Origin of the sequence: Massilia sp. LjRoot122 (assembly GCF_964252725.1) — a bacterium.
Classification (GTDB): Bacteria; Pseudomonadota; Gammaproteobacteria; order Burkholderiales; family Burkholderiaceae_D; genus Telluria.
On sequence record NZ_CAXUPB020000001.1, the window covers coordinates 2821297 to 2847286 of the forward strand.

The window sequence follows — 25990 nt, forward strand, 5'->3', positions numbered from 1 at the left end:
CTACAGCTGGGCCAGCGGCACGCTGCCTGCCTCGTCGTCCACCCCCAGCTGGGCGATCAGGCTCTCCAGGTTCCGTTCCAGCTGCATCAGGGTAGCCGGATCCAGGCTGGCCAGCGCATCCGGCAGCACGCCGGCGAAGGGCAGCGGGGCGCGCTGCAGCACTTCGCGTCCGGCCGGCTGCACCTGCAGGGCCACGTTGCGCCGGTCGGCGCCTTCGCGGCTGCCGGTCACGAAGCCGCGTTCGACCAGCCCGCGCACCAGGTTGCTGGCAGTCGACTGGTGGATGTCGAGTTCGCGCGCCAGCCCGGTGGCGCCGATGCCGGGATGGCGGTCGATGACCGATAGCGCCCACAATTGGGCGCCGCCGAGCCCGGCCTCGCGCTCGACCTGGCGGAAATGGCTTTTGACTGCGTTGAAAACGATACGGAACTGCCGCAGTACGCGCATCGGTTGCTCGTTGTCCGGAAGGGGGGCGTGGTTCTCTGGCATGTCGCGATCATAGCGGAAATCGGCGCCCTCCGGGGCACCCGCCGCGCTGGCAGGCCCGGCCTTTGCGCAGCCGTAACGTGGCGCGCCGCCGGGCTGCTTTTGCTAGGATGGGCGACATGAATCGGCTGTTCGCCCATCCGGTATTCCGGCGGCGGCGTCTCGTCTCGCGCGCCGCCGCGGCGACCTCTCTTGCCGGGTTCGCGCTGACGGCTATGCTGTTCGGCGTGGCGCGCGAGCTGGAGGCGGACAGCGCACGCGCCGATTTCGAGCAGCGCGCCGAGGTGCGCACGGCGGCCGTCACGCGTGCCTTCGCCGGCGCCGTGCTCGACCTGCGCGCGCTGAACCTGCTGTTCGTGGCCAACGACGGCAAGGTCTCGCGCGAGGCCTTCGATGCATTTGCCCAACCGCTGGCGGCGCGCAACGGCTACCTGATGGGCCTCGAGTTCCAGCGCTTCGTCAGCGCGGCCGAACGGCCCGCCTTCGAAGCCGCGCGCCGGCGCTTCTGGCCCGGCTTCGTCATTCGCGAGCGCGGTCCTGCCGGCGGACTGGTCCCGGCGGGCCGGCGCGAGCGCTATCTCGTCAACGACTATGTAGTCCCGATCGCCCAGAACGCGAATGTCTTCGGTTATGACGCCTGGTCGCAGAGGGCGGTGCGCGGGTTCATCCAGCGTGCGATCGACACGGGCGAACCGACCGCCAGTCCCGTGTTGCGCCTGGTTCAGGGCGATGGCTCCCTGCGCGGCATGGTGGTGGCGATGCCTGTCTACCGGGCCGATGCGGACCTGTCCAGCGTGACGGGGCGGCGCGCCGCCACGATTGGCAACACCAACGTCGTGATCGACGCCGGCCTTCTGGTCGGCGGCAGCCTGCACGCGGCGCGCCTGCTGACCGAAGGCGACTATTCCCTGACACTCTACGGCCGCAGCAGCGCGGGCGAGCGCGTCGCCGTATTCAGCCACCCGGGCGCACCGCAGCCGCAGGCCGCCTGGGAACGCTGGCTCGGCGGCGGACCGGAGCCGCTCACGCGCAGCTTCGAGGTCGCCGGTTCGCACTGGGACCTGACGGCCGTACGCCTGGCGCGCCGGCTCGACGGCCAGGTGGGCTCGCTGTCGATCCTCGGCTACGGTTTCGTGCTGACCCTGGCCGCCGCCGCCCTGGTGCAGCAGCGCAGCGCACGCACCCGGCGCATCGAATCGCTGGTCGAGCGCCGCACCGCCGACCTGGCCCTGACCGCCGGCGCGCTGCGCCTGCACCAGCGCGCCATCGAAGCCGCCGCCAACCCGATCCTCCTGATCAGCGCCACCCGCCAGGGCTATCCGATCGAATACGCCAACCCGGCCTGCGAACGCACGCTCGGCTACGGCCCGGGCGAGCTGGCGGGCAGGCCGCTGGCCACGCTGGCGAGCGCGGACAGCGAGGAGCCCGGACTGGAAGAACTGCGCCAGGCACTCCACGAACGCCGCAAGGGCCACGCCCTGGTGCGCCAGGCCAGCCGCGACGGCCGCGAGCTGATCAGCGAGGTCTATCTCGCCCCCGTCAACAATGCGCTGGGCGAAACCGAGCACTTCGTGGTCACCACCTACGACGTCACCGTCGCCAAGCGCTACGAGGCCGAACTGGCGCACCGCGCGCGCTACGACACGCTCACCGGCCTGGCCAACCGCGCGCTGCTGGCCGACCGCATCGAACGCGCCATCGCCGGCGCCAACGGCATGCCGGTGTGGGCGGTGGCGCTCGACATCGACCACTTCAAGCTGGTCAACGACACACTCGGGCGCCGCCTCGGCGACGACGCGCTGCGCGCCATCGCGGCGCGCATCGCCGGTGCGGTCCGCCAGGCCGACACCGCCGCACGCGCGGGCGGCGACGACTTCATGCTGGTGCTGACCGGCTGCAGCGACGAGCGCCAGGCCGCCGCCCAGGTGCAGGCGGTGCGCGAGGCCATCGCCGAGCCGCTCAAGCTGGGCGACCAGACCCTGGTGTTCGGTTCGAGCGCCGGCGTGGCCGGTTATCCGGCCGACGGCAAGGATCCGGAAACCCTGGTCAAGCATGCCGAGGTCGCGATGTACCGTACCAAGCAGACCGGCCGCAACGCGGTGCAGTTCTACGCGCCGCACATGAATGCCCACGCCATCGACCGCCTGGCCCTGGAAAGCGCGCTGCGCTGCGCCCTGCGCGACGACCAGTTCGAACTGTATTTCCAGCCCCAGGTGGATCTCGGCAGCGGACTGGTGGTCGGCACCGAGGCCCTGATCCGCTGGCGCCATCCGCAGTTCGGCACGGTGCGCCCGGAGCGCTTCATCGCGCTGGCCGAGGAAACCGGCCTGATCGTCCCGATCGGGGCCTGGGTCCTGCGCGCGGCCTGCCGCCAGAACTGCCAGTGGCAGCGCGCGGGCCTGGGGCCGCTGCGCATCGCCGTCAACCTGTCGGCGCGCCAGTTTTCCGAACCCGACCTGGTGCAGATGGTGCGCCAGGTGCTGGATGAAACCGGCCTGGGCGCCGATTCGCTCGAAATCGAGCTCACCGAGAGCATGATGATGGCGGACGTCGAGGCCGCGATCGAGACCATGCGCTGCCTGAAGGCCATGGGAGTCAAGCTCTCGATCGACGACTTCGGTACCGGGTACTCGAGCCTGGCCTACCTGAAACGCTTTCCGGTGGACGTGCTCAAGATCGACCGCTCCTTCGTCGTCGACATGGTCAGCCCGGATGGCGCCGCCATGGTGGACGCCATCATCTCGCTGGCGCACGGCCTGCGCATGCAGGTGATCGCCGAAGGCGTCGAAACCTTCGAACAGCTCGACTATCTGCGCGGCTGCGGCTGCGACGAGGTCCAGGGCCACATCTACAGCCGCCCGGAACCGGTGCAGGCGGTCGAACTGCTGCTGCGCAAGGGCAGGGTGGAGCCGACCGAAGAACATGCCTGACGAGCAGGACCGGGGTTGGCGCGCCGGTCAGCTATACTTGCCGCATACACAGGGTGCGCGGACGGGCACCCCCAATCGGCATTTGCAGCAAGGATTTCTATAGTGGATCAGGAACAGAATACCGAATCCCGGGACGGCACCCGTGCCGGGTCGGGCCAGGACCCAGCCGGCGGCTCGCGCCGCGCCGCGCTCGGCCAGCATGGCAAGCGCCTGGTCGAGGGCGCCAGAGGGCGCGCCCGGGCCGGATACTCGATGGCGCAGGCGCGCCTGCGCGACCGCCCGCGCGCCGAGCAGGTCCTGCTCATCGGCCTGTGGACGCTGGCAGCCGGCCTGATGGCCTTTTTCCTGTACCTGGTGATCCTGATTCCGCTCACGCCCGGCATCGCCGACCTGCGCCAGGCCAGCACGGCGCGTCCGAGCGTGATCCTGTCCGCCGACGGCAAGGAGCTCGGCACGTTCGAGAAGGGCCTGCAGGAACGCATCAAGCTGTCGCAGATCTCGCCGCACGTGATCAAGGCGCTGATCTCGACCGAGGACCACCGCTTCTACGACCACCATGGCGTCGACTTCCGGCGCGTCGTGGGCGCACTGCTCGCGACCCTGAAGGGCGATGCCCAGGGCGGTTCGACCATCACCCAGCAGCTTGCGCGCAACATGTTCCCCGACGAGATCGGCCGGGCGCGCAGCCTGAACCGCAAGATGAAGGAACTGATCACCGCGATCAAGATCGAGAACACCTACAGCAAGACCGAGATCCTCGAGGCCTACCTGAACACGGTGCCCTTCCTGTACAACGCCTACGGCATCGAAATGGCGGCACGCACCTATTTCGGCAAGCCCGCCGCGCGCCTCGACGTGCTGGAAGCGGCCACCCTGGTGGGCATGCTCAAGGGCACCCATTACTACAATCCGGTCGCCAACCCGGAGCGCTCGAAGGCGCGCCGCAACGTGGTGCTGTCGCAGATGGCCAAGCACGGCGCCTTCAGCGAGGAACGCCACCGCGCGCTGGCCAAGCGCCCGCTGCGGGTACGGTTCGCGCGCCTGAACGACCGCAGCGGCAAGGACAACCACTTCACCGCCTACGTGCGCAAATGGCTGCTCGACTGGGCCGAGGAAAACGACTACGACCTCCAGCTCGACGGCCTGGTGGTCCACACCACGCTCGATCTGCAGCTGCAGGAAGCGGCCGTGCGCGCCGTCGAGCGCCAGTCGAATACCCTGCAGGCGGTCGCCGACGTCGAATGGGCATACTCCGGCATGCCGCGTTCGACCTCGACCGGCATGTATACCGCGATGCGGGGCGAAGTCGACCCCTTCGCCTACTACTGGAGCTCGCACCCGCGCCAGCTCGACGCCTTCGTGCGCGAAACTGCCGAGTACCGCCGCGCCGTCGAGGAGGGCGAAGCGCCCGCCGCCGCCCTCAAGCGCCTGAAAGGCGACCGCGCCTTCATGCGCGAACTCAAGGCCGGCAAGACGCGCCTGGAGGCCGGCTTCGTGGCGATGGACCCGCACACCGGCGAAGTGCGCGCCTGGGTCGGCAGCCGCAGCTTCGAGCGCGACCAGTTCGACCACGTGGTCCAGGCCGCGCGCCAGCCCGGCTCGACCTTCAAGCCGATCGTCTACGCGGCCGCGCTCGAGGCCGGCATCGCACCCGACCAGCCTTACCGCGACGCGGTCACCGACATCAAGGTGGGCGGCACGGTCTGGCGCCCGACCGACATGTCGGGCAGCAGCGGCGGCATGATGACCATGCGCGACGGCCTGGTGTTTTCCAAGAACACCATCACGGCGCAGGTGATGCAGCAGGTCGGCCTGGACCCGATCGTGCGCCTGGCCCAGGGCATGGGCATCCGCCAGAGCCGGCTCCAGGCCGTGCCTTCGCTGGCCCTGGGCACCAGCCCGGTGACCCTGCTGGAAATGGTCAGCACCTACAGCACCATCGCCGCCCAGGGCGAGTACCGCAAGCCGGTGTTCGTGCGCCGCATTACCGACCGCGAGGGCAAGGTGGTCGCCGACTTCGCGCCGGAGGCGCCGCAACGCGCGCTGTCGCAGGACGCCGCCCTGAACCTGATCGACATGCTGCGCGGGGTGGTCAATCGCGGCACCGGCGGCGGCGTGCGCTACCGCTTCGGCGTCTACGGCGACCTGGCCGGCAAGACCGGCACCACCCAGAACAACACGGACGGCTGGTTCATCCTGATGCACCCGAACCTGGTGGCCGGCGCCTGGGTGGGCTTCAACGACAACCGCGTCGCGATGCGCAGCAGCTACTGGGGGCAGGGCGGCCACAATGCCCTGCTGCTGGTGGGCGACTTCATGCGCAGCGCGGTCGACAACGGCAAGATCGACCCGAATGCCCTGCTGCCGGGCGGCCGCCAGGCACCGCCGCCGCGCGCGGTCGAGGAACCGGAATACATCGAGGAAGGTCCTGGCGAACTGCAGATCGAAGACGCCATGGAGGGAGAGTCCGAGGTGCCCGATCCGGCCCCGATCGAGGACGAGGAAGAAGTCATCGAGGCGGCGCCGGCCGAACCGGTACGGCCGATCCCGCAGCCGCCGCTCCAGACGGCACCGCCGCCGGCCCAGCTGCCGGAGATCGCGCCGCCTCCGCCGCCGACCGGGGAAGAAGAGATCATCTAGGCCCATCCCTGAGCAGCGGGTAGGGATTGACCGGCCCGCCCGCGCCGTACACGCCGTAGTGCAGGTGCGGCGGCGTGGTCTTCGCATTCCCCGTATTGCCGACATAGCCGAGCACCCGGCCCGCCTCGACCCGCATGCCCGGCGCCACGTCCGAAAACCGGTCGAGGTGGGCGTAGTAATGCCGCTGCCCGCCCGGTCCCAGCACCCACACCACCTGGCCGCCGAGGCGGTTGCTCCCGACTCGCAGCACGATGCCCTCGGTGGCGGCGCGCACCGCCGTTCCCCGTTTCGCAAAGATGTCGATGCCCTCGTGCCTGCGGCCCTCGCTGCGGCTCGCATGCCAGGTGTCGCGCAGGGCCTTCGGGCGTACGCCGTTGACCGGCATGGCCAGTGCGCTCGGCGCCGGCATCGCCGCCAGCCGCATGGCGTAGAAGGCATGGCGCAGCCAGGGTTCGAGCAGGCCCCAGGCGGCGAGCAGGACGACGGCGATGAGCAGGCTGCGCAGGAAGGTTCGCATGAGCGGTTGGTCCATGAAGCGTCCGATAGTGGACAGCTATGGGCAAAGCCGCGGATTTACAGGGTTCAGGCCGGGTCGAGGGAGGATTGACGCGCGTCCAGTCCGTGCTGGCCGGCGGACCCGGCGTCCTGGCGCAGCGGGAACACCAGGGTGAAGCTGCAGCCCTGGCCCTGGCCGGCGCTGTGCACCGAGACCTTGCCGCCGTGGAGGGCCGTCAGTTCCTTCACGAGCGCCAGGCCGAGCCCGAGGCCGCCCTGGGCGCGGTCGATGCTGGTCGGCCCCTGTACCAGCACGTCGAAGATGGCCGGCAGCAGTTCGGGTGCGAGGCCGATGCCGGTGTCGCGCACCTCCACCACAACCTCCCTGGCGCCGCTGCCGCAGCTGCAGCTTACCGCGATTGCGCCGCCGGCCGGGGTGTACTTGATGGCGTTGTGCAGCAGGTTGTCGACGATCTGTTCCAGGCGGGTGCGGTCGCCATCGACCCAGGCCGGCTCGAGCGCGACTTCCCAGTGGTGATTGCCGGCATCGACCAGGCGCTTGGCTTCGACGCAGGCATGCAGGACCTCGCCCAGGTTCACCGGGCTATATTGCAGCACGATCTTGCCCGACAGGATGCGCTGGACGTCGAGCAAGTCGTCCACGATCCGGGTCAGGTGGCGCATCTGGCGCCGGCTGATCTCGCGCGCGTTGGCGGCCAGTTCGGGCTTGATGGCCGGCATGTCGAGCACGCTCATGGCGCCCGAGATCGCCGCTAGCGGATTGCGCAATTCGTGCCCGAGCATGGCCAGGAAGCTGTCCTTGGCCCGGCTCTGCGCCTCCGCCACGCGGCGCGCGCGCTGCTCGCTCACCAGGAGCTGTTCGCGCTCGTGCTGCAGGGCCTGGCGCGCCGCGCTTTCGCGCGACAGGGCTTCGCTGGTGTAGTGCAGGCCGTCGAGCAGGGCGTCGACTTCGTCCACCCTGGTGGGGCGCGGCCGGGCGATGGCGCCGCGCGCCAGCGAATTGGCGACGCTGCCGGCCTGCTGCAGGGCGTTGGTGAGCTTGTTGCCGAAGAAGACGGCGATCAGGACCGCCATTCCCATCAGCAGGAGCAGGGCCAGGGTCGCGTACAGGGCGGCGGTGCGCGCGGCCGATTCGATCTCGGCGACCGGCACGCCGATCACGACGGTCCAGCCGCTGACGGCCGCGCGCGTGTACACGCCATAGACCTCGGTGCCTTCATGTGTCACGTGGCGCAGCACGCCGCTGCCCGCATGCAGGGCGGCGCTGCGCATCTCGGGGTGCATCGGCCGTCCGGCGGCCTGGCCGGCATGCCGGTTGCGCGCAATGGTGACGCCGCGGGCGTCGAAGATCCCGACCAGCCAGGTCGGCTCGAGCGCGCGGTTGGCGAACACGCGCTCGAAGTAGCGGGCATCGAAGATCTGGCTGACCACATAGCGCGGCGCCTGGCCGGGCGGGGTGGGCACGTCCACCGAGACCACCGGGCGCTGCGAGGTCGGGCCCTTGAAGTAGCCGGAGACCCGCGTCTTGTTGCTGCCCAAAACCTCGGCGGCATAGGGACGGTTCGTGCCCTTCAGCGCGCTGCCGAAGGGCCGCAGGGTATTGAAGATGGGCCGGGTCTGGGCGTCGACCAGGATGGTCCAGGACAGGGCGTCGCCGGCGTTCGTGCGGGTGGCCAGCCGGTACACGCGCGCGTAGTTCTGTTCGGCCAGGCTTTCGGAGTTCGCGATGACGCGCAGCAGCGCTTCCTTCACCGCGATCTCGCGGTCCACCAGCAGTGCGGTGGAGCGCGCGGTCTCCTGGACCCGCTGGATGCGCGACTCCCGTTCCCAGTCCAGCAGCATCGACACCCCGATCCAGAACGCCAGCGCGACCGGGATCAGGATGGCGGCGGCCATGAGGAACAGGTGGGTACGTGTTTTCATCCAGCCAGAGTTTGTGTCAGGGCAATAGAGTAAAGCTTAACAGGTTTACTTGTGCGTTCAGCATGTTTTTCATGGACGTGTAGCGCCGGCCGCCGCTTCCCAGCCGCGTGCGCGCGCTGCCCGTTCGGCGGCGGCATCGAGTGTGGCACCGGCGATACGGGCATCGACGGCGTCCAGCACGGCGGGCGGCAAGGGGGCCGCAGCCTGGCGGTAGGCGCCCGCCTGGGCCGGGCTGTCGGCCAGGACCGGAACGCGCCAGCCGCCGCCTTCGCGGCAGGCCAGGCCGGCCGAGCCGCCCAGCTGGAAACTGCGGCAATAGCTGCCGTCCCGCGCAACGAAGCTCAAGCCGATCCTGAGCTCGCCGCTGCCACTGTCCTGGGCCAGTTGCCGGTCGAGCGCCTGGGCCAGGCGGCCGCCGGCGCTCAATTCGCCCGCGGGGCCGCGCACCAGCTCCGTGCCGCTGCCGAACCAGCCGCTCCCGAGGCTGCCCGCCAGCACGCCGACCACCAGCGACGCGGCCAGGGCGCCCCATTGCGGCCAGGCCGGGCGCCCTTGCTGGACCCGCCGCTGTTCCCACTGTTCCTGGCTGGCCGCGCGCGCGGCCCGGACCGCGCCCAGATCGTGCACCCGTGCCGCCGGCGGCTGCAGCCGTTCCGGCACGGGTTCGTCGAGGGTGGGAGCGAAGGCGGCGAAGACGTCCTGGCGCAGCGCCTGGTGGCGTGCGACCGCCGCCGCGACCGCGGGGTCATCCTGGATGGCCCGGGCAATCGCGGCCCGCTGTTCCGGGTCGAGTTCGCCGTCGGCATAGGCCATCAGGGTGTCGTCGTCGTAGTGCATGGTCGTGCTCATGATGATTTCCTCGTCTGGTCGGACAGGATCTGTTGCAGGGCTTCACGGGCGCGCGCCAGGCGGCTGGTCAGCGTTCCCACGGGAATCTCGAGCACCTCGGCGGCGTCCTTGTAGGCCAGCCCGTCCACCAGGACGAGGCCGACCACGAGGCGGTGTTCTTCCGACAGCAGGCTGACCGCCTTCTGGATCGCCAGCCGCTGCTGGTGCGCTTCGGCGAAATCGTCGCCGACGTGTTCGCCTGCCTCTTCCGGGACAAACAGCGCGTCGCGGCGCGTCCGGCTGCGCACTTCATCGATCCAGGCGTTCTTCATGATCCGGAACAGCCAACTGTCGAGGCGTGTGCCGGGCGCCCATTGCTCGCTGCGGCCGAGTGCACGCTCCATCGACAGCTGGACCAGGTCATCCGCGTCTTCGCGATGGAAGGTGAGCGAACGCGCGAAGCGGCGCATCCTTGGGAGCAGGGCAGCAATGTCGGTCGCAAGCATGTTTTTCGTGGTGTCTCTCGTTAAAACGTCCGGCGCAGGGATTTTCTTCCATCCGCCACGCGTTTAATACATATCCTAAGCGCAATTATCAACTGTAGATAATATATGATCCTCGCATGAAATCCGCTTGCATATTGACGCGCATGATGCGTCGTTTCCTTCTTGTTTTCCTGCTGCTTGGTCCTTGTGTGCCGGCCCAGGCCCAGCTGGGCTTGCCGTCCCTGCCGTCGCTGCCGCTGCCGAACCGTATCGGACCGCTCGATCTCGGCGATCTGCGCCAGGCGCCCGGCCGGCTGCTCGACCGGACACCCTTGCCCGATCTGGGGCGGCTCCGCGTGGACCAGCTAGCCGGCCTCCTGGCGCGCCATCCTGACCGGCTGGAACGCGATCCCTTCGGGAATGTCGCAGTGCGCGGCGAGATCCTGGCCTGGTACCCCAGCCAGGCAGGGCTGGAGGCGGCGGCCGCGGCCGGCCTGACGGTCAGCCGCGAGCAGGACTTTCCCGAGCTCGGCCAGCGCCTGGTGGTGTTCCGCGTTCCGCAGGGCCAGGCGGCGGCGGCCTTGGTGGAGGCATTGCGCAGCGCCGATCCGGAGGGTGTCTACGACTTCAACCATCTGTTTACCGGCAGCGGCGCCCAGGGCGACAGCGATGCTCCCGCCGTCCCCGGCCCGGCCGGCGCGGCTGCCGTTCGCGTCGGCCTGGTGGACAGCGGGGTCGACCGTTCCCATGCCGTGTTCGACGGGATCGACATCCGCCAGTGGGGTTGCGGCGGGGCGCAGCGCCCGGCTCCGCACGGCACGGCCGTGGCCGCGCTGATGGTCGGACGCTCGGCCCACTTCAGCGGGTCCGCGCCCGGCGGCGTCCTGTACGCGGCCGACGTCTACTGCGACGACCCGGCCGGCGGCTCGGTCGAGCGGATCATGGGCGCACTCGGCTGGCTGGCGCGCGAGCAGGTCGGGGTGGTCAACATCAGCCTGGTCGGCCCGCGCAATGCGGCGCTGGCGCGCGCGGTCGAGGCCATGCTGGCGCGCGGCCACCTGCTGGTCGCCGCGGTCGGCAACGACGGGCCGGCGGCGCCGCCGCTGTACCCGGCCAGTTACCCGGGCGTGGTCGGCGTCAGCGGCGTCGACCGCCGCGGCCAGGTCTTGCCCGAGGCCGGGCGCGGGCCCCATGTCATGTTCGCGGCACCCGGCAGCCAGATGGTCAGCGCCGTGCCCGGCAGCCCTCCCTACCGCCAGGTGCGCGGGACCTCGTATGCGGCGCCGATCGTGGCGGCCCTGCTGGCGCGCCAGTTGCAGCGCCCTGAGCGCGAGGCTGCCCGGCGCGCACTGGCCGCGCTGGTGCGCGAAGCGGCGTCCGCCTCGAACGGCAGCATCAGCAATGCGATCGGTCACGGGGTGGTCGGCGCGGGCTTGCGGATCGATCCCTCGCGCCTGCGCTGAAAAATATTTTTGCGCGGATGGAATAAATCGCCACAGCGCATCGTTTTCCATGTATCGGCAGCGAAATCAGTTCGCGCCACTGACAAGGAGAACACCATGAAAGCCAAGAAAATCGCTCAACACCTCGCCCTCGCCCTGTCCCTGGGCCTTGCCGCTTCCGCGCATGCCCAACTGCTCGGTGGAGGCGGGCTCGGCGGCTCGGTGGGCGGCATGATCGGCGGGGGCGGGATGGGCCGGATGGGCGGCATGGGCGGCATCGATGCTTCCGGCATGATGCGCGGTTCCGGACGCCTGGATGCCGGTGCAGCCACGGGGATGGCCGGCCGTGTCGCCTCGGAAGGCCGTAGTGCGTTCGGCCGGGGTGCGAGCGCGGTGTCGGAGGCCGGCGCACGTGCCGGCGCGCTGCGGGACGCGGGACGCGACGCGGCCGCCAGCGGCAGCGCCGCAGTACGTGGCCAGCTCGATGCCTCCGGCGAGCGCATGCGCAATGCGGCGGCGGAAGCGCAACCGGCCATCGGCGGCGCCGCCCAGGGCGCGGTATCGGGCGCAGCGTCCATGTCGCAGCGCGCCGCCCTGGACGGCGCAGCTTCCGGTTCCGGCAACACATCGTCCGCGGCCAGCGGCGAAGGGAGCGCGGGCCTGGGCCTCGGCCTTGGTGGTTCGGCCGGCATGTCGCGGGGTGCAGAGGCAGGCCTGCGCCGGGCAGCGGATGTCGTGGGCGATGGCGCGCGCAGCGGCGCCGGACGTGTGCAGTCCGCCGGCCAGCGTGTCGCGGCGGGCGGCGAAGCGGCGGCAGGCGGCGCGCGCAGCGCAGTCGGCACGGCGTCCGCAAGCGGCAATGCCTCGGCCTCGGCCTCGCTGTCGCTGGGCGGCAGCGCCTCGGCGCAAGGCCGTGGCGCCGAGTAAACGGCCGTCAGAGGATCGGGGTACCGCCCGTCACCGCGACGCGCGCCCCCGAGATGTAGCTGGCCTGATCGGAGGCCAGCAGTACGTAGACCGGTGCCACCTCGGCCGGCTGGCCGGGGCGCTTCATCGGCACCTGCTGGCCGAAGCTTTCCACCTGGTCGGGCGGCATGGTCGAGGGAATCAGCGGGGTCCAGATCGGGCCCGGCGCCACCGAGTTCACGCGGATGCCTTTTTCGGCCAGCAGCTGGGCCAGCCCGGCGCTGAAGTTGGCGATCGCGCCCTTGGTGGCCGCATAGGCCAGCAGGGTCGGCTTGGGGTTGTCCGAATTGATCGAGGTCGTGTTGATGATCGAGGAGCCCGGCTTCATGTGCGGCAGCGCCGCCTTGCAGATGTGGAACATGGCCGTGATATTCACCTTGAAGGTGTAGTCCCATTCCTGGTCCGGGATGTCCTCGAGCGCATCATGGCTCATCTGGAAGGCGGCGTTATTGACCAGCACGTCGATGCGGCCGAATTCCTCCACCGCCCTGGCGACGATGGCGCGGCAGTAGGCCGGATCGGCCAGCTCTCCGGGCAGCAGCACCGCCTTGCGCCCGGCTTCCTCGACCAGGCGCGCCGTTTCCTTCGCATCCTCGTGCTCGTTCAGGTAAGAGACCAGCACGTCGGCGCCCTCGCGCGCGAACGCCAGCGCGACCGCGCGGCCGATGCCGCTGTCGCCGCCGGTGATGATGCAGGCCTTGTCCTTCAGCTTGCCCGAGCCGACGTAGCTGCTCTCGCCGTGGTCGGCCTTCGGGGTGAGCAATGCTTCGGTTCCCGGTGGTTCCTGCTGCTGCTTCGGCTGGTTCATGCCGTTCTCCCTTCAATGTTTAAGGATGCGCGGGCGCGCGGCGCCCGTCGCCTGTTCGTTGGCCGCAGTCTTGTCCGCGCCGCGCACGTCGCGTGCTTCCGGAGCGTCCTGCAACAGCAGCTGCTGGGGAGGCGGCGCGGTCGAGATGCCCAGTTCCTCGAACATCTGCATGGCGTCGAGGTTGATGGCCTGCTGGGTATCCATGTAGAGGTTATAGTCGGTGTCGAGCATGGTGTAGACAATCTCGTATTCGATCCAGTTCTGGTCCACGGTCTTGAGGTGGGCGCGGTCGAAGCGCGCCTTCTCGTGCTTGCCGACGATCGCGCGCAGCAGTTCCGGCACGCGGGCCGCCAGTTCGCGCGGCGTGGCGGGACTGGCGCGCAAGGCGAACTGGATCCGGCGCGTGCTCATGCGGCGGTAGTTGTAGACAGTGTTGCGCAGCAGTTCGGCGTTGGCGATGATGATCTGTTCGCCGCCCAGGGCGCGCACGCGGGTGGTCTTCAGGCCGACGTGCTCGACGGTGCCGCTGAAATTGTCGACGCTGATCGAGTCGCCCACTTCGAAGGGCTTGTCCACGGCGATCGACATCGAGGCGAACAGGTCGCCCAGGATGTTCTGCACGGCCAGGGCGAGCGCCACGCCGCCGATGCCCAGGCTGGCGACGAAGGTGGTGACGTTGATGCCGAGGTTGGACAGCATCGCCAGTACGAACACCACCCAGACCGCGGTCTGCAGCAGCCAGATCACGACCGTGTGGGCGACCGTGACCTGGTGGTCGGCGGCGCCGCGGCCATGGCTCAGGAAGTAACGCTGCGAGCCGATCTTGACGGCGCGGTGCAGGAACATCGCGAGCTGGATGCCGAGCGTGAAGAACCACAGGTGGCCCAGGCGGGTGTTCCAGGGTTCGGGCAGGTCGAGCACCGACAGGCCGATCAGGATGGCGGTCGCGATGATGGCCAGGGTGCCGGTGCGCGCCAGGGTCTTGCTCAGCACCTGGGCGATGGTGCGGTGCTGGCGTTCCTCGCTCAGCTGGCCGAGGCGGCGGCGGAACAGGATCAGGGCGCCGTGCATCAGCGCGTAGCTGGCGACGGCCGCGCCGAGGGCGAACAGGGCGTTCGGCAGGGTGATGTTCAGGGACGAGAAAAACTGTTGGACATTACTCAAACGGTGCTCCTTTCGGACGGCCGGCGCCGGCCACGCGCATGCCGCAGGAGACAGGTGGGGCAGGCGGCGCGCGCCGTATCGGTGCGGTGCTGCGGGCAGGCTGACGCCGGCGGCCGCTTGCGCGGGCGCCGGACGGGTGCCGCGGGCAGGGCGCCCGCAGCCTGGATCAGTGACGTTTCAGGTGCTCGCGCACGGCGTCGGCGCTCGGGCCGACCTGCTGCACGGCGCGTTCCAGCTCTTCCTTGCTGACGCCCAGGGCCTCGGTCCAGTGGCGCACTTCCCATTCCTCGTTAACGTTGATGCGGCTGCGGTCTTGCGCACCGCGGTTTTGCAGGTTGTCAGACATGATTGCCTCCTTGATCACATTGCTTGCTGCCAGAGTGCCAGCCCCAGCAGCGTGCTTCCGTACGCTGGCTCACGTAAGCGGACGATATCGACCCAGGAACGACCCGGCCGAGGCCCAGGACCGTGCCAGCGGCAACTTTTTGAGGTACGCTTGCAATATCAAATCAACACCGGCACCTGGAGGAGAGACCCGTATGTCCGCACCCTATGAAACCGCCCAGCCCGAGCGCAGCGCCGTCGATGCGATGCCGGGCACCGTGATGCTCGATTTCGGCGCCAACTGGTGCGGCTACTGCCGCGCCGCCGAGCCGCTGATCGACGAGGCCCTGGCGGGCAGCCAGGGCGTCCGCCACGTCAAGGTGGAAGACGGCCCGGGCCGGCCGCTCGGGCGCTCCTTCCGCATCAAGCTGTGGCCGACCGTGGTCGTGCTCAAGGATGGCCAGGAGGTCGCGCGCGTGGTGCGCCCGGTCTCCAGCGATGAAGTGCGCGTGGCGCTGGCCCAGGCCGGTGCCGCATGAGCGTAGCCGCACCGAACGTCCAGCCGGCCAACAAACCGCGCACCGTCCTGTTCGCGAGCCTGATCGGCACCACCATCGAGTTCTACGACTTCTACATCTACGCCACCGCCGCGGTGCTGGTCTTCCCGCGGCTGTTCTTCCCGGCTGCCGACCCGGCCGCCGCCACCCTGCAGTCGCTGGCCACCTTCGCCATCGCCTTCTTCGCGCGCCCGGTGGGCTCGGCCGTGTTCGGACACTTCGGCGACCGCGTCGGCCGCAAGGCCACGCTGGTGGCGGCGCTGCTGACCATGGGCATCTCGACCGTGCTGATCGGCCTGCTGCCGACCTATGCCTCGATCGGCACCCTGGCGCCGCTGCTGCTGGCGCTGTGCCGCTTCGGCCAGGGCCTGGGCCTGGGCGGCGAATGGGGCGGGGCGGTGCTGCTGGCGACCGAGAACGCGCCGCCGGGCAAGCGCGCCTGGTACGGCATGTTCCCCCAACTGGGAGCGCCGATCGGCTTCTTCCTGTCCGGCGGCACTTTCCTGCTGCTGGGCACCCTGATGCCGGACGAGGAATTCTTCCGCTGGGGCTGGCGCATCCCCTTCCTGGCCAGTGCGCTGCTGGTCCTGGTCGGCCTCTACGTGCGCCTGAAGATCACCGAAACCCCGGACTTCCAGAAAGTGCTCGACCGTAACGAGCGGGTCAAGGTGCCGGTACTGGCGGTGCTCAAGGATCACACCCGCGCCCTGGTGCTGGGCACCGTCATCGCGCTGGCGACCTTCGTCGTGTTCTACCTGATGACGGTGTTCGCCCTGAGCTGGGGCACGACCAGACTGGGTTTCTCGCGCCAGGCGTTCCTGACGGTGCAGCTGGTCGCGGTGGTGTTCTTCGGCCTGACCATCCCGCCCTCGGCCCTGCTGGCCGACCGCCACGGGCGGCGCATGGCGATGATCCTGGTGAGCGCGGCGATTGCCGTGTTCGGCCTGCTGTTCGGGCCGCTGTTCGGCGCCGGCACGCTGCTGGCCGTGGGCGGCTTCATGGTACTCGGCATGTGCCTGGTCGGTTTCACCTACGGACCGCTCGGCACCCTGCTGGCCGAGCTGTTCCCGCCCGAGGTACGCTATACGGGCGCTTCGCTGACCTTCAACCTGGCCGGCATCCTGGGCGCCTCGCTGGCGCCCTATATCGCCACCTGGCTGGCCACGAATTACGGACTGGCTTTCGTCGGCTACTACCTGACGGCCGCAGCCTTGCTCAGCCTGCTGGCCCTGCTGGCGATCGGAAGGGCGCGGCCGAGTACGCCGTTGCAGCCGGCTTCTCGCTGACACGTAAATACTGCTTGCCATTGTGCATACATTTGACCCAAAATGGGTCAATACATATGCTTTTGGGAAAGTATGCAGCAAGCAGATATCGAGCAGATCGCAGCCCTCGAACGCGAGGCGCTGCAGGCCGGCAGCCGGGGCGACGAACGTCGCGCGGGCCAGCTATGGAGCAGCATCCTGGCCCGGGCGCCGGGCCATCCACGCGCCTTGCGTTCGCTGTCGCACCTGGCCTTCCAGGCCGGTGACCTGCCTTATGCGCGCAGCCTGCTCGAGCGCCTGGTGGCGGCCGACGGACGTGAAGTCCAGCAATGGCTGAACCTGGCCGTGGTCTGCCTCGCCCTGCAGGACGAAAGCGCCGAAGAGGCGGCCATCCGCGGCGCCCTCACGGTCGATCCCTACGACCTGGTGGCGCTGGTGCTGCGCAGCCGCCTGTGCATCCGGCAGGGGCGGCGCCAGGAAGCGGCGCGCGCCTGCGCCGCCGTGGCGGCGGTGGCCCCGCCGCTGGAGTCGCTGGCGCCGGACCTGCAGCCCGCCGTGCGCGAGGCGCTGGCATGGCACGAGAACCATACCCGCGAATTCGGCGGCTTCCTCGACGATTACCTGGCTCCCTTCTACCGCGAACTGGGCGGCGAACACGGGAGCCGCGAGCTGCGCCGCTTCCGCGATTCGCTCGACGTGATGCTGGGACGCAAGCGCCGCTACGACCCGCAGCCGCAGATGTTCCACTATCAGGGCCTGGCCCCGGTATCCTTCTTCGAACGCGCGGACTTCCCCTGGCTGGACGACTTCGAGGCCGCCACCGGCGCGATCCGCGACGAATTCCTGGCGGTGCAGGCGGCCAGGGAGGGCTTCACGCCCTACATCAATTATGCGGACGACCAGCCTGTGGCCCAGTGGGCGCAGTTGAACCGCAACCTGGATTGGAGTGCTTTCCGCCTGATCGACAACGGTGAGCGCGTCGAAGAGAACGCGCTGCGCTGCCCGCGCACGATGGCACTCCTGGGAAGCGCGCCGCAGCCGGAGCAGCCGGGACGCACGCCGAGCGCGATGTTTTCGGTGTTGAAACCGCGTACCAGGATCCCGCCGCACACGGGTGTCAGCAACGTGCGCCTGGTGACGCACCTGCCGCTGATCGTGCCGTCCGGCTGCGGTTTCCGGGTCGGCAACGATAGTCGCGCCTGGGAAGAGGGCAAGGCCTGGGTGTTCGACGACACCATCGAGCACGAGGCCTGGAACGACAGTGATGCACTGCGTGTGGTGCTGATCTTCGACGTCTGGCACCCGCATCTCTCGGCGGCCGAGCGCGCATTGATCACGGCCATGAGCGCCGGGATCAATGCATTCACGAATACTGCGGAAGGTTTCGGACTGTAGGCCTCAGAACGCGTAGACCATCGTCAGCGAGGTCTGGGTGTCGGTGTTCTTCTTCCCGACCGGCACGCTGCTGTCGTTGCGGGCGCTGAAGCCCGCCTTCATCTGCATGGTCGAGTTGATCTTGGTGCTGAGCGAGGTCTCGGCCACCGAGCGGGTGTTCGAGGTGCCTTTCTCGACGCTGACCGTCTGTGCGAAGAAGGCCGACGGGCTGACGCGCCAGCGGAACTGGGCCGCGCCGCGCACGGTCAGGCCGCTTTCGTCCTCGCCGGTGGCGCGTTCGCCGGTGAAATAGCCCGGACCGACTTCCACGTCGAGGGTCTTTTCATCCGAGTTCAGCCAGCGTGATCCGTGACCGACCGCGATCGAGGAATAGCGCGTGTAGGCGCCGAACTGGTCGTTGACATGCGAGCCGAGAATGAAGGCGCGCTTGCCTTCGCCCAGCAGTTTCAGGGACGCCTTGGCCGAGGCCGCGATGCGCTCGGCCGACTTGGTGCGTTCGGTCTGGCCGTCCTCGTTCTCGTGTTCGTCTTCCTTGAAGAAGCCGCTGACGATGAACTCATGGCTCCAGTTCTCGGTCTCGTGGCGTGCCTCGATCTTGCCGGTCACCGAGGTGCCGGTGGTATTGCCCGAGGTCGTGATCGCACCCAGTTCGGCCGAGGTGAACCAGCCCCCTTCGGGAATCTCCGGCTTGGCGATCATGATGGGAGCGTGGACGTTGCCGACGACAGGGAGGTCGAGCTCGGCCTGGGCCAGGCCATGGGTCGCGCCGATGGTCAGCACCAGCGCCTTTGCGAGGATATGGAGTGATTTCATAAGCAATTGTGCGGCTGCACCAGCGATCGCTTGGCTGACGGCTGCCGGCTGGTCGTTCGTGGAAAAGGAGCGTCGATTGTATCCTAGAAGCAGCAGAATGCGACACTTTCAGCCTGGCGAAACGCCCGCTCCCCCAGCAACAGCCTCCGAGTGTGGCATACATACATTTTACAGTTTGCAGATTTCCGTCCAGAATCTGTAGAATCTTCCCGGGGCCGGTCTGGAAACCGGTTGGGGCAGGTTAAATGGACAATCATCAGGCAGCGGCCGAGCTGTTCTCCGGGGACGGCGACGTACTTGCGGTGCTGCGTGGGCGCGACTGGGATGAGTCGCTGCTGGGGCCGGTTTCCGGCTGGCCAGGCGAGCTGCGCGGCGCGGCCGGGATCTGCCTGCATTCCCTGTTCCAGATGGCCGTCGTGTGGGGCGAGCGCTTCGTCTACCTGTACAACGACGCCGCCAGCAACCTGTTCGGGGACAAGCATCCCTGGGCCCTCGGACAGCCTGTCGAAGCCGTCTGGCCGGAAGTCTGGCCAACGGTCGGGCCGATGCTGGAGTCGGTCCGCAGCAGCGGCAAGGCAACACGCAGTGACGACTTGCTGCTGGTACTCGAACGCAACGGCCGTACCGAGGAGTGCTACCTGACCTTCTCGTACAGCCCGATCTTCCTGGCCGATCGCAGCGTCGGCGGCGTTTTCGTCACCTTCCTGGAGACGACGCAGCGGGTGCTGGCACAGCGGCGCCAGCGCGCCGCGGCGGACATCGCTACCCAGGTCGCGCTGCGCGGTCATGGCGACGACCCGCTGGCCCTGGTACGCGCCGCGCTCGAACGCCACCCCCATGACCTGCCGCTGGCGGTCCTGTTCGTGAAAGCACCCGGCCAGGCGCCCGCACTCGGCTTCGTGACCGGACTCGCGGCACCCTTGCCCCCGGAGGTCGAGACTGCGCTGTTGCGCTGCGCCGCAACTTGCCTGGCCTCGGCAAGGATCGAACTGTGCGATGCGGCCGCGGTCCTGGCAGCGGCGGGACCCTGCGGCCCGTGGCCGCTGCCGCCGCGCCAACTGTTCGCCGTACCGTTCCGGCGCGGCGGCGAGGACGCACCGGCCGGGGCGCTCCTGCTCGGCATGAGCCCCTATATCGTGCTGGATGCGTCCTACCGCGACTTCCTGGAATCGGTGGCGGGCCAGGTCGCGCATGCCGTGTCGATCGCCGAAGCCGACGTCGCCGAGGCGCGCCGCCGCACCGCCATGGCGGAGCTGGAGCGCAGCCGCTCGCAGTTCTTCGCCAGCGCCAGCCACGAACTGCGGACCCCGCTGACCCTGATCCTGGGGCCGCTGGGCATGCTCATCGAACAGCACGGCGCGGCGCTGCCGGCGCCGATGCGCGAACCGCTCGCGATGGCGCTCCGCAATGCCCAGCGCCTGCACAGGCTGGTCGCATCGCTGATGGATTTCGCCGTCATCGAGGCCGGCAGCCTGCCGCTGAAGCCGGCGCCGGTCGATGCCGCCGCGGTCACGGCCGAGATCGCCTCGCTGTTCCGTTCGGCGGTCGAGGCGGCCGGCCTGGAGCTGGACGTCGACTGCACGGCGGCCGGCGGCGAGGTGATGCTGGACCGCGACATGTGGGAAAAGATCGTATTCAACCTGCTGTCGAACGCTTTCAAGTACACGCCCTCTGGCCTCATTGCGCTGCGCCTGGCGCGCCGCGGCGACAGCCTTTGCCTGACGGTGACCGACAGCGGCATCGGGGTCGCGCCGGAAGATGTCACGCGCATCTTCGAACGCTTCTACCGCAGCCACTATGCGGCCGGGCGCACCGCCGAGGGCAGCGGTGTCGGCCTGGCGCTGGTGCAGGAGCTGGTGCGCCTGCATGGCGGCGAAATCGGGGTGCAAAGTACGCTCGGGCGCGGCGCCTGCTTCACGGTAACGGTTCCGTGGCGTAGCGCGGACGCGGCCGCCGTGCGGGAGGACGGCCGGGGCGGCAACATCGGCTCCCGGGGCCACTGGCGCGGCCAGTTCGCCGCCGAACTCGCGCGCTATGCCGAGGCGGCGCAGGAGCCGCCGGAGCGCGGCACGCCCGGACCGCCCGCGGCGGCGGCGGATGCCATGCAGGTGGTGGTGATCGACGATGACGCCGACGTGGTGCGCTATATCACGCGCCTGCTCGAAGGCAGCTGCCGCGTGCTCGCGGCGCGCGACGCCGACAGCGGCCTCGCCCTGATTCGCAGTGCCGCGCCCGACCTGGTCCTGCTCGACATCATGATGCCGGGTATCGACGGCCTCGAGCTGGTGCGCCGGGTGCGCGCCGAGCAGCCGATCCATACGGTGCCGCTGCTGGTGCTGTCGGCCCGCGCCGGCGAGGAGGCGCGCCTGGAGGCGCTGGACGCGGGCGCCGACGATTACCTGGCCAAGCCCTTCAGCGCGCGCGAGCTGATCGCCCGCGTGCGCGGCCACGTGCAGCTGGCGCGCGTGCGCCGCGCGGCGATCGAGCAGGAGGGCATGCTGAGGCGCCAGATCGACCAGGTCAAGGGCGACCTCGCCAGCGTCCTGGAAGGCACCAGCGACTGTTTCGTCGGCATGGACCGCGGGTTGCGGGTGCTGTCGATGAACGATGCCGCCGTCTCCGCGTTCGGGATGGCGCGCGGCGCCGCCCGCGGCCGCCACATCGCCGAGGTCTTGCCGGCGCTGGCGCACGACGGACTGATGCGCAGCCTGGCCGCGGCCGCCGCCGAGGGCCGCAGCGCGGCGGAGGAATGCTGCTTCGTGGACGAGCAGCGCTGGTACGAGGCCCGCTGCTATCCCGCGCCCGGCGGCGTGATCCTGTTTGCGAACGATATCACCGCCCGCAAGCGCGCCGAGCAGGCACTGCGCCAGGCGCATGCGAGTCTCGAACAGCGGGTGGCGCAGCGCACCGCGGAGTTGAGCGCGGCGAACCAGCTGCTGGCGGCCGTGTTCGACCGGGCGCCGGCCGGGATCGCGGTCTCCGGGATGGACGAGCGCCTGCTGCGGGTCAACCGCGCCTATGCCGAGCTGACCGGCCTGCCGGAGGCGGCGCTTCCCGGCCAGTCGCCCAAGGCCTGGATCGAGGCGGAAGGACTGGCGCGCCTGCGCGCCGGCGGTGCGCGCCTGCTGGCCGGCGACATAGAGACCTTCCAGGCCGAGGCGCGCTACCGCCTGCCGGACGGCCGCAGACTATGGGTGGCCCACTTCGTGTCGCTGATCGGCACCGCACTGCGCGGCGAACCATGTTTCGTCACGATGGCCTGGGACATCACGGCGCGCAAGCGCGCCGACGCCGAACGGCACACGTCGGCGCGCGAGCTGCGCCTGCTCTACGAGCGGCTGCAGACCGTGCGCGAAGCCGAGCGCACCGCGCTGGCCCGCGAGGTGCACGACCAGCTCGGGCAGATCCTGTCGGCCGCGAAGATCGACATCAAGCTGCTCCAGGACGGCGTGCGCGCCGGCCCCGGCGGCCTGGATGGCGTCGACATCGACCACGAACTGGGCTCGGCCAGCACCATGCTGGAGCGCGCCATCACGCTGGTGCGCGAGATCGCCACCGAGCTGCGCGCGCCGGCGCTGGACGAGCAGGGCCTGTATGCCGCCGTCGACTGGTATGCGCGCGACTTCGAACGGCGTACCCGCATCGCCTGCCACCTGGCCTTCGATCCTGACCGTCCGCATCCATCCCGGGCGGCGGCTGCTGCGCTGCTGCGCATCTTCCAGGAAGCGCTCACCAATGTGCTGCGCCATGCCCAGGCCACCGAGATCTGGGTCAGCATCGGCGCCTGCGGGGCGGGCCTGGCGCTGCGGGTGCGCGACAACGGCGTCGGCATCGCACCCGGCAGGCAGCGGCGCGCCGGGGCCCTCGGTCTGCGCGGCATGCGCGAGCGCGCCGAACTGGTCGACGGCAAACTATGGGTACGCCGGATCGCACCCACGGGCACCCTGGTGTCCGCCCGGGTGCCACTGAACAAACGCAAGGAAGCAGCATGAACAGCCCCAGCCCCAATATCCACCCCGGTACCAGCCCGGTCGGCATCGTCATTGCCGACGACCACGTACTCATCCGCGAAGGCGTCAAGAAGATCCTGCGCGGCGCGCCGGGCCTGCGGGTGGTCGCCGAGGCGGCCGACCTGGCCGGCACCCTGGCGCACATCGCGAAGTACCGCCCCGACCTGGTGGTGCTCGACATCAGCCTTCCCGGCCATGAAGGCCTCGAGGGCCTGGCCGAGCTGCGCCGCCACTACCCGGAACAGCGCGTCGTCATGCTCAGCATGTACGGCGAAGAGCAGTACGGCCTCGCTGCGCTGAAGGCGGGGGCAGCCGGATATGTGACCAAGACCATGGCGGCCGAAGAACTGGTCAAGGCGATCCGCCAGGTGATGGAGGGCGGCACCTATGTCGGGCCGCGCCTGGCGGAGCAGCTTGCGCGCCAGGCCTGCGAGCAGGCCGCGCCCTCGGCGCACGAGCGCCTGACCGTGCGCGAGCGCGAGATCCTGGTCCTGATCGGCGCCGGCCTGCAGGTCAAGCAGGTCGCCGCACAACTCGGGATCAGCGCCAGCTCCGTGAACACCTACCGCGCCCGCATTTTCCAGAAGATGGAACTGGCCTCGAACGCCGCGCTGATTCGCTATGCGGTGCAGCACGGCCTGGTAACTTGAGGTTTCATCATCTTTGTTGTTTCAGGGCAACCGCCCGACCTGCGCTCCTGTCATAGAAATTACGACAGAGGAGGCTATTTTTGCGACGACGCGGTCGGGAACAAGGCCCATGCGGAAGGCATAAAGTCTTTAATATCAAGCACTTGCGCATGTCATGACATGAGGCGCCCGGCCCGCCATATATGACAGCGCGGCCGCCTCCCGCGCCCCTCACTATAGCGGGCTGATCCGAAATGGCTACTATCTTGTTATTGAGATAGATCAGGCCGTGACGGGGTAGCGCCGTGTCGCGGTGCCAACCGTATGACGAGTGTGAGCAGTACGACACAGTTGCTGGAGTTCGAATGCCGCGGCCGGCGCCTGGCCTTGCCGCTGGGAAGCGTGCGGCGTGCCATTTCCGCTGCCGAGCCGGTGCCCATTCCCGGCGCGGGCGAGGTCGTACTCGGCCTGCTCAACCTCGGCGGCGAGCTCGTCGCGGTGCTCGACCTGTGCTACCGCCTTGGCCTGCCGCGCTCGCCGCTGTCGCCGGCACAGCAGATCCTCGTACTGGACGTGGCCGGACTGGCCTGCGGCATCGTGGTCGACCGCATCGACGGCGTCGGCGAGCACATCCTGGACGGCGCGGTGCCGAGCGAGCTGCAAGCGCCGCCTTACGTCAAGGGCGTAGTGCGGCTGGACGACGGCCTGTGCCTGATCGTCGATCCGGCCCAGGTCCTGTTCCCCGAGGAGCGGGAAGCACTGGCGGAAGCGCTGGCCGGAGGACCCGATGGAAAGCATTGAAGCGGCAAACCGGATGGAACTGGTGGCCCGCCGCGTCGAAGCGGAAACCGGCCTGCGCTTCAGCGCGGCGCGCCGCCGCGACCTGGGCAACGGCTTGCGCCGCATGGCCGAAGCGCGCGGCGAGGGCAGGGCGGGCGCGCTCGCCGACTGGCTGCTCGCGGGTCCATGGGACCAGGACAAGGCCGACTTGTGCGCCCGCCACCTGACCGTCGGCGAAACCTATTTCTTCCGTGAGCCGCGCGGCTTCGCGCTGCTGTGCGACTACGCGCGCGCACGGCTTGCTGCCGATCCACGCTCGGCCCTGCGCTTGTGGAGTGCGGGCTGCTGCACCGGCGAGGAAGCCTATTCGATGGCAATCGCCCTGCGCGAGGCGCTGCCGGCGCTGGCCCCCGGCCAGGTGTCGATCCTGGGCACGGACCTGAATCCGGCCAGCCTGGCCCACGCACGCGCCGGGCTGTACCGCCAGTGGTCCTTCCGCCGCACCGTGCCGTCGCTGCGCGAACGCTACTTCACGCCGGCCGGCGCCGGGCAGTACGCCCTGGTGCCGGCAATCCGCGAGCAGGTCCGCTTCGCGCAGCTGAATCTGGTATTGCCGCTGTATCCGTCGGCGGCAAACGGCACCGCCGGCCTCGACATCATCTTCTGCCGCAACGTGCTGATGTATTTTTCGCGGCCCCTGATGGCGCAGGTGATCGCGCGCCTGCGCGCCTGCCTGGTCGATGGCGGCTGGCTGGTGGTGAATCCCAGCGAAGCCTGCGCCGAGCTGTTCGCCGGCTTCAGCGCAACTTACCACCCGGATGCGGTGTTCTACCAGAAGACCGCCGGGCCGGCCGCCGCGCCGCCGGCGCCGCCGGCGCCGCTGGCGCCCCCGGTGCGCCCACGCCGGCCGCCCGGCGCCGTCACCGCACAGGCAGCGGTGCCCCGGCCCTGCACGGTTTCGGCGCCGGCGCCGGCCACGCTCCATGCCACGGCCGCAAGCGGGTACCAGGCGGCATTGCGCCAGGCCGAGCAGCTGGCCGGCGCCGGCGACGGCAGCGCGGCCTTGCATTGCCTGGCGCGCGCGGCCAACCAGTGGCCGCTGGCGGCCCAGCTGCACCAGACCGCGGCGCAGATCGCGCTGGAGCAGGGCATGGCCGCCGCGGCGCGCCGCCACCTGCAGCGCCTGCTGTACCTGGAACCGGAATCGATCATCGGCCATTACCTCGACGGCGTCGCCCAGGCCGCGCTGGAGCGCCGGGCGGCGGCACGGCGCGCCTTTTCCGCCGCCGCCGCACTGCTGGCGGCGCTGCCCGCCGATGCCCCGGTCCCCGGCGCGCGCGACTGGCAGGCCGGCGCGCTGCGGCTGTCGGTCGCCGGCTGGCTGGAGCGCACCGCATGACGGCGCCGGACCGCTTCGACTGGGACGCGATCCGCGCGCGCCTTGCGCGCAGCGCCGGCGAGCTCGATGCCGACGCCGGCGATCCGGAACGCGGGCGCGCGCTGCTGCGCACGCGCGCGGCGGCGCTCGCGCGGGCACCGCAAGGCCAGGACCCGCAAGAAACGGGGGAGGACGGCACTGCGCTGCATCTGCTGGTCTTCGAGATCGGTGGAGCGCGCTATGGCCTCGAAACCGCCTGGGTGGTCCATGCCGGCGCGCTGCCGCCACTCACCGCGCTGCCAGGCCTGCCGAACCACGTGGCCGGCATCGCCGCCTTCCGCGGGCGGGTGCTGGCCGTGCTCGAACTGCGCACGCTGCTGTCGCTGCCGGTCACCCGGCTGAGCGAGCCCACGGCGCTGGTGGTGCTCCAGGGCGATTCGATGGAATTCGCCCTCCAGGTGGACGCGATCGTCGGCGTCCAGCATTACCCGCGCGCCGCCATGGCGGCCGGGCTGCCCGGCTTGGGAGCGCTGCGCGCCGGCTACCTGCTCGGCGTCGCGCCCGACCGTACCGCCGTGCTCGACGCGCGCCGGATGCTGGCCGACAGCACGCTGGTGGTCCACAGCCAATAAGCCTACTAGGAGAACCACA

General features: G+C 69.6%; 21 protein-coding genes. 12 read left to right on the plus strand and 9 right to left on the minus strand.

The features are described 5' to 3' along the window. The gene (locus ACSQ25_RS12215) at positions 1-447 is read right to left on the minus strand and encodes a MarR family winged helix-turn-helix transcriptional regulator (RefSeq protein ID WP_436105955.1); all 447 of its coding nucleotides are present in this window, start codon (positions 445-447) and stop codon (positions 1-3) included. A gap of 158 nt (positions 448-605) precedes the next feature. Between ACSQ25_RS12215 and ACSQ25_RS12220 the strand changes: the two genes are divergently transcribed. Further along, positions 606-3416: a bifunctional diguanylate cyclase/phosphodiesterase gene (locus ACSQ25_RS12220; protein ID WP_436105956.1), complete on the plus strand. Its 2811-nt coding sequence runs from the start codon at positions 606-608 to the stop codon at positions 3414-3416. Between the two features lie 102 nt (positions 3417-3518). Next, positions 3519-6056: a PBP1A family penicillin-binding protein gene (locus tag ACSQ25_RS12225; protein ID WP_436105957.1), complete on the plus strand. Its 2538-nt coding sequence runs from the start codon at positions 3519-3521 to the stop codon at positions 6054-6056. On the opposite strand, the gene ACSQ25_RS12230 is transcribed toward ACSQ25_RS12225, so the two are convergent. The 4 genes from ACSQ25_RS12230 to ACSQ25_RS12245 form a co-directional block, all read right to left on the minus strand. Continuing rightward, complete coding sequence (locus tag ACSQ25_RS12230; RefSeq protein ID WP_436105958.1) at positions 6049-6588, minus strand: M23 family metallopeptidase; 540 nt, start codon at positions 6586-6588, stop codon at positions 6049-6051. The genes ACSQ25_RS12225 and ACSQ25_RS12230 overlap by 8 nt on opposite strands. A 50-nt stretch (positions 6589-6638) precedes the next feature. Then, a complete protein-coding gene (locus ACSQ25_RS12235) occupies positions 6639-8495 on the minus strand; it encodes a sensor histidine kinase (RefSeq protein WP_436105959.1) in 1857 nt (618 codons plus the stop codon). Between the two features lie 69 nt (positions 8496-8564). Further along, positions 8565-9344, minus strand: coding sequence for an anti-sigma factor family protein (locus ACSQ25_RS12240; RefSeq protein ID WP_436105960.1), 780 nt, complete (start codon positions 9342-9344; stop codon positions 8565-8567). Next, complete coding sequence (locus ACSQ25_RS12245; RefSeq protein WP_436105961.1) at positions 9341-9829, minus strand: RNA polymerase sigma factor; 489 nt, start codon at positions 9827-9829, stop codon at positions 9341-9343. Before ACSQ25_RS12245 ends, ACSQ25_RS12240 begins: the two co-directional genes overlap by 4 nt. A gap of 143 nt (positions 9830-9972) precedes the next feature. Between ACSQ25_RS12245 and ACSQ25_RS12250 the strand changes: the two genes are divergently transcribed. Further along, positions 9973-11271 carry a S8 family serine peptidase gene (locus tag ACSQ25_RS12250; protein ID WP_436105962.1) on the plus strand — a complete coding sequence of 433 codons (1299 nt, stop codon included), beginning with the start codon at positions 9973-9975 and terminating at the stop codon, positions 11269-11271. A 96-nt stretch (positions 11272-11367) separates the two neighbouring features. After that, positions 11368-12177, plus strand: coding sequence for a hypothetical protein (locus ACSQ25_RS12255; protein WP_436105963.1), 810 nt, complete (start codon positions 11368-11370; stop codon positions 12175-12177). Between the two features lie 7 nt (positions 12178-12184). Here ACSQ25_RS12255 and ACSQ25_RS12260 read toward each other — a convergent pair whose 3' ends face one another. From ACSQ25_RS12260 to ACSQ25_RS12270, 3 genes are all read right to left on the minus strand, one after another. Next, on the minus strand, positions 12185-13024 hold the full coding sequence (locus ACSQ25_RS12260) for a glucose 1-dehydrogenase (RefSeq protein ID WP_436105964.1): 840 nt from the start codon (positions 13022-13024) through the stop codon (positions 12185-12187). A gap of 12 nt (positions 13025-13036) precedes the next feature. Further along, on the minus strand, positions 13037-14188 hold the full coding sequence (locus tag ACSQ25_RS12265) for a mechanosensitive ion channel family protein (protein WP_436105965.1): 1152 nt from the start codon (positions 14186-14188) through the stop codon (positions 13037-13039). A gap of 166 nt (positions 14189-14354) precedes the next feature. Continuing rightward, positions 14355-14534: a DUF3606 domain-containing protein gene (locus ACSQ25_RS12270; RefSeq protein ID WP_436105966.1), complete on the minus strand. Its 180-nt coding sequence runs from the start codon at positions 14532-14534 to the stop codon at positions 14355-14357. Between the two features lie 193 nt (positions 14535-14727). On the opposite strand from ACSQ25_RS12270, the gene ACSQ25_RS12275 reads away from it, so the two are divergent. The 3 genes from ACSQ25_RS12275 (at position 14728) to ACSQ25_RS12285 (ending at position 17729) form a co-directional block, all read left to right on the plus strand. Continuing rightward, positions 14728-15051, plus strand: coding sequence for a thioredoxin family protein (locus ACSQ25_RS12275; protein WP_436105967.1), 324 nt, complete (start codon positions 14728-14730; stop codon positions 15049-15051). Continuing rightward, positions 15048-16355 (plus strand): MFS transporter, encoded by a 1308-nt coding sequence (locus tag ACSQ25_RS12280; protein ID WP_436105968.1) that lies wholly within the window; start codon positions 15048-15050, stop codon positions 16353-16355. Before ACSQ25_RS12275 ends, ACSQ25_RS12280 begins: the two co-directional genes overlap by 4 nt. Positions 16356-16427: 72 nt before the next feature. Beyond that, positions 16428-17729: an aspartyl/asparaginyl beta-hydroxylase domain-containing protein gene (locus ACSQ25_RS12285; RefSeq protein WP_436105969.1), complete on the plus strand. Its 1302-nt coding sequence runs from the start codon at positions 16428-16430 to the stop codon at positions 17727-17729. A 3-nt stretch (positions 17730-17732) separates the two neighbouring features. On the opposite strand, the gene ACSQ25_RS12290 is transcribed toward ACSQ25_RS12285, so the two are convergent. Then, positions 17733-18542 carry a DUF481 domain-containing protein gene (locus ACSQ25_RS12290; protein WP_436105970.1) on the minus strand — a complete coding sequence of 270 codons (810 nt, stop codon included), beginning with the start codon at positions 18540-18542 and terminating at the stop codon, positions 17733-17735. Between the two features lie 245 nt (positions 18543-18787). Between ACSQ25_RS12290 and ACSQ25_RS12295 the strand changes: the two genes are divergently transcribed. The 5 genes from ACSQ25_RS12295 to ACSQ25_RS12315 all read left to right on the plus strand — a co-directional run bounded on the left by ACSQ25_RS12295 (position 18788) and on the right by ACSQ25_RS12315 (position 25971). Next, positions 18788-22534 (plus strand): ATP-binding protein, encoded by a 3747-nt coding sequence (locus tag ACSQ25_RS12295; protein WP_436105971.1) that lies wholly within the window; start codon positions 18788-18790, stop codon positions 22532-22534. Beyond that, complete coding sequence (locus tag ACSQ25_RS12300; RefSeq protein ID WP_436105972.1) at positions 22531-23202, plus strand: response regulator; 672 nt, start codon at positions 22531-22533, stop codon at positions 23200-23202. Before ACSQ25_RS12295 ends, ACSQ25_RS12300 begins: the two co-directional genes overlap by 4 nt. Before the next feature lie 312 nt (positions 23203-23514). After that, positions 23515-23982, plus strand: a complete 468-nt coding sequence (locus tag ACSQ25_RS12305) for a chemotaxis protein CheW (protein WP_436105973.1) — start codon at positions 23515-23517, stop codon at positions 23980-23982. Further along, complete coding sequence (locus ACSQ25_RS12310; RefSeq protein ID WP_436105974.1) at positions 23969-25360, plus strand: CheR family methyltransferase; 1392 nt, start codon at positions 23969-23971, stop codon at positions 25358-25360. The genes ACSQ25_RS12305 and ACSQ25_RS12310 overlap by 14 nt, the downstream gene beginning before the upstream one ends. After that, entirely contained in the window at positions 25357-25971 is a 615-nt protein-coding gene (locus ACSQ25_RS12315) for a chemotaxis protein CheW (protein ID WP_436105975.1), read from the plus strand. The genes ACSQ25_RS12310 and ACSQ25_RS12315 overlap by 4 nt, the downstream gene beginning before the upstream one ends. The last annotated feature ends 19 nt before the right edge of the window (positions 25972-25990 follow it).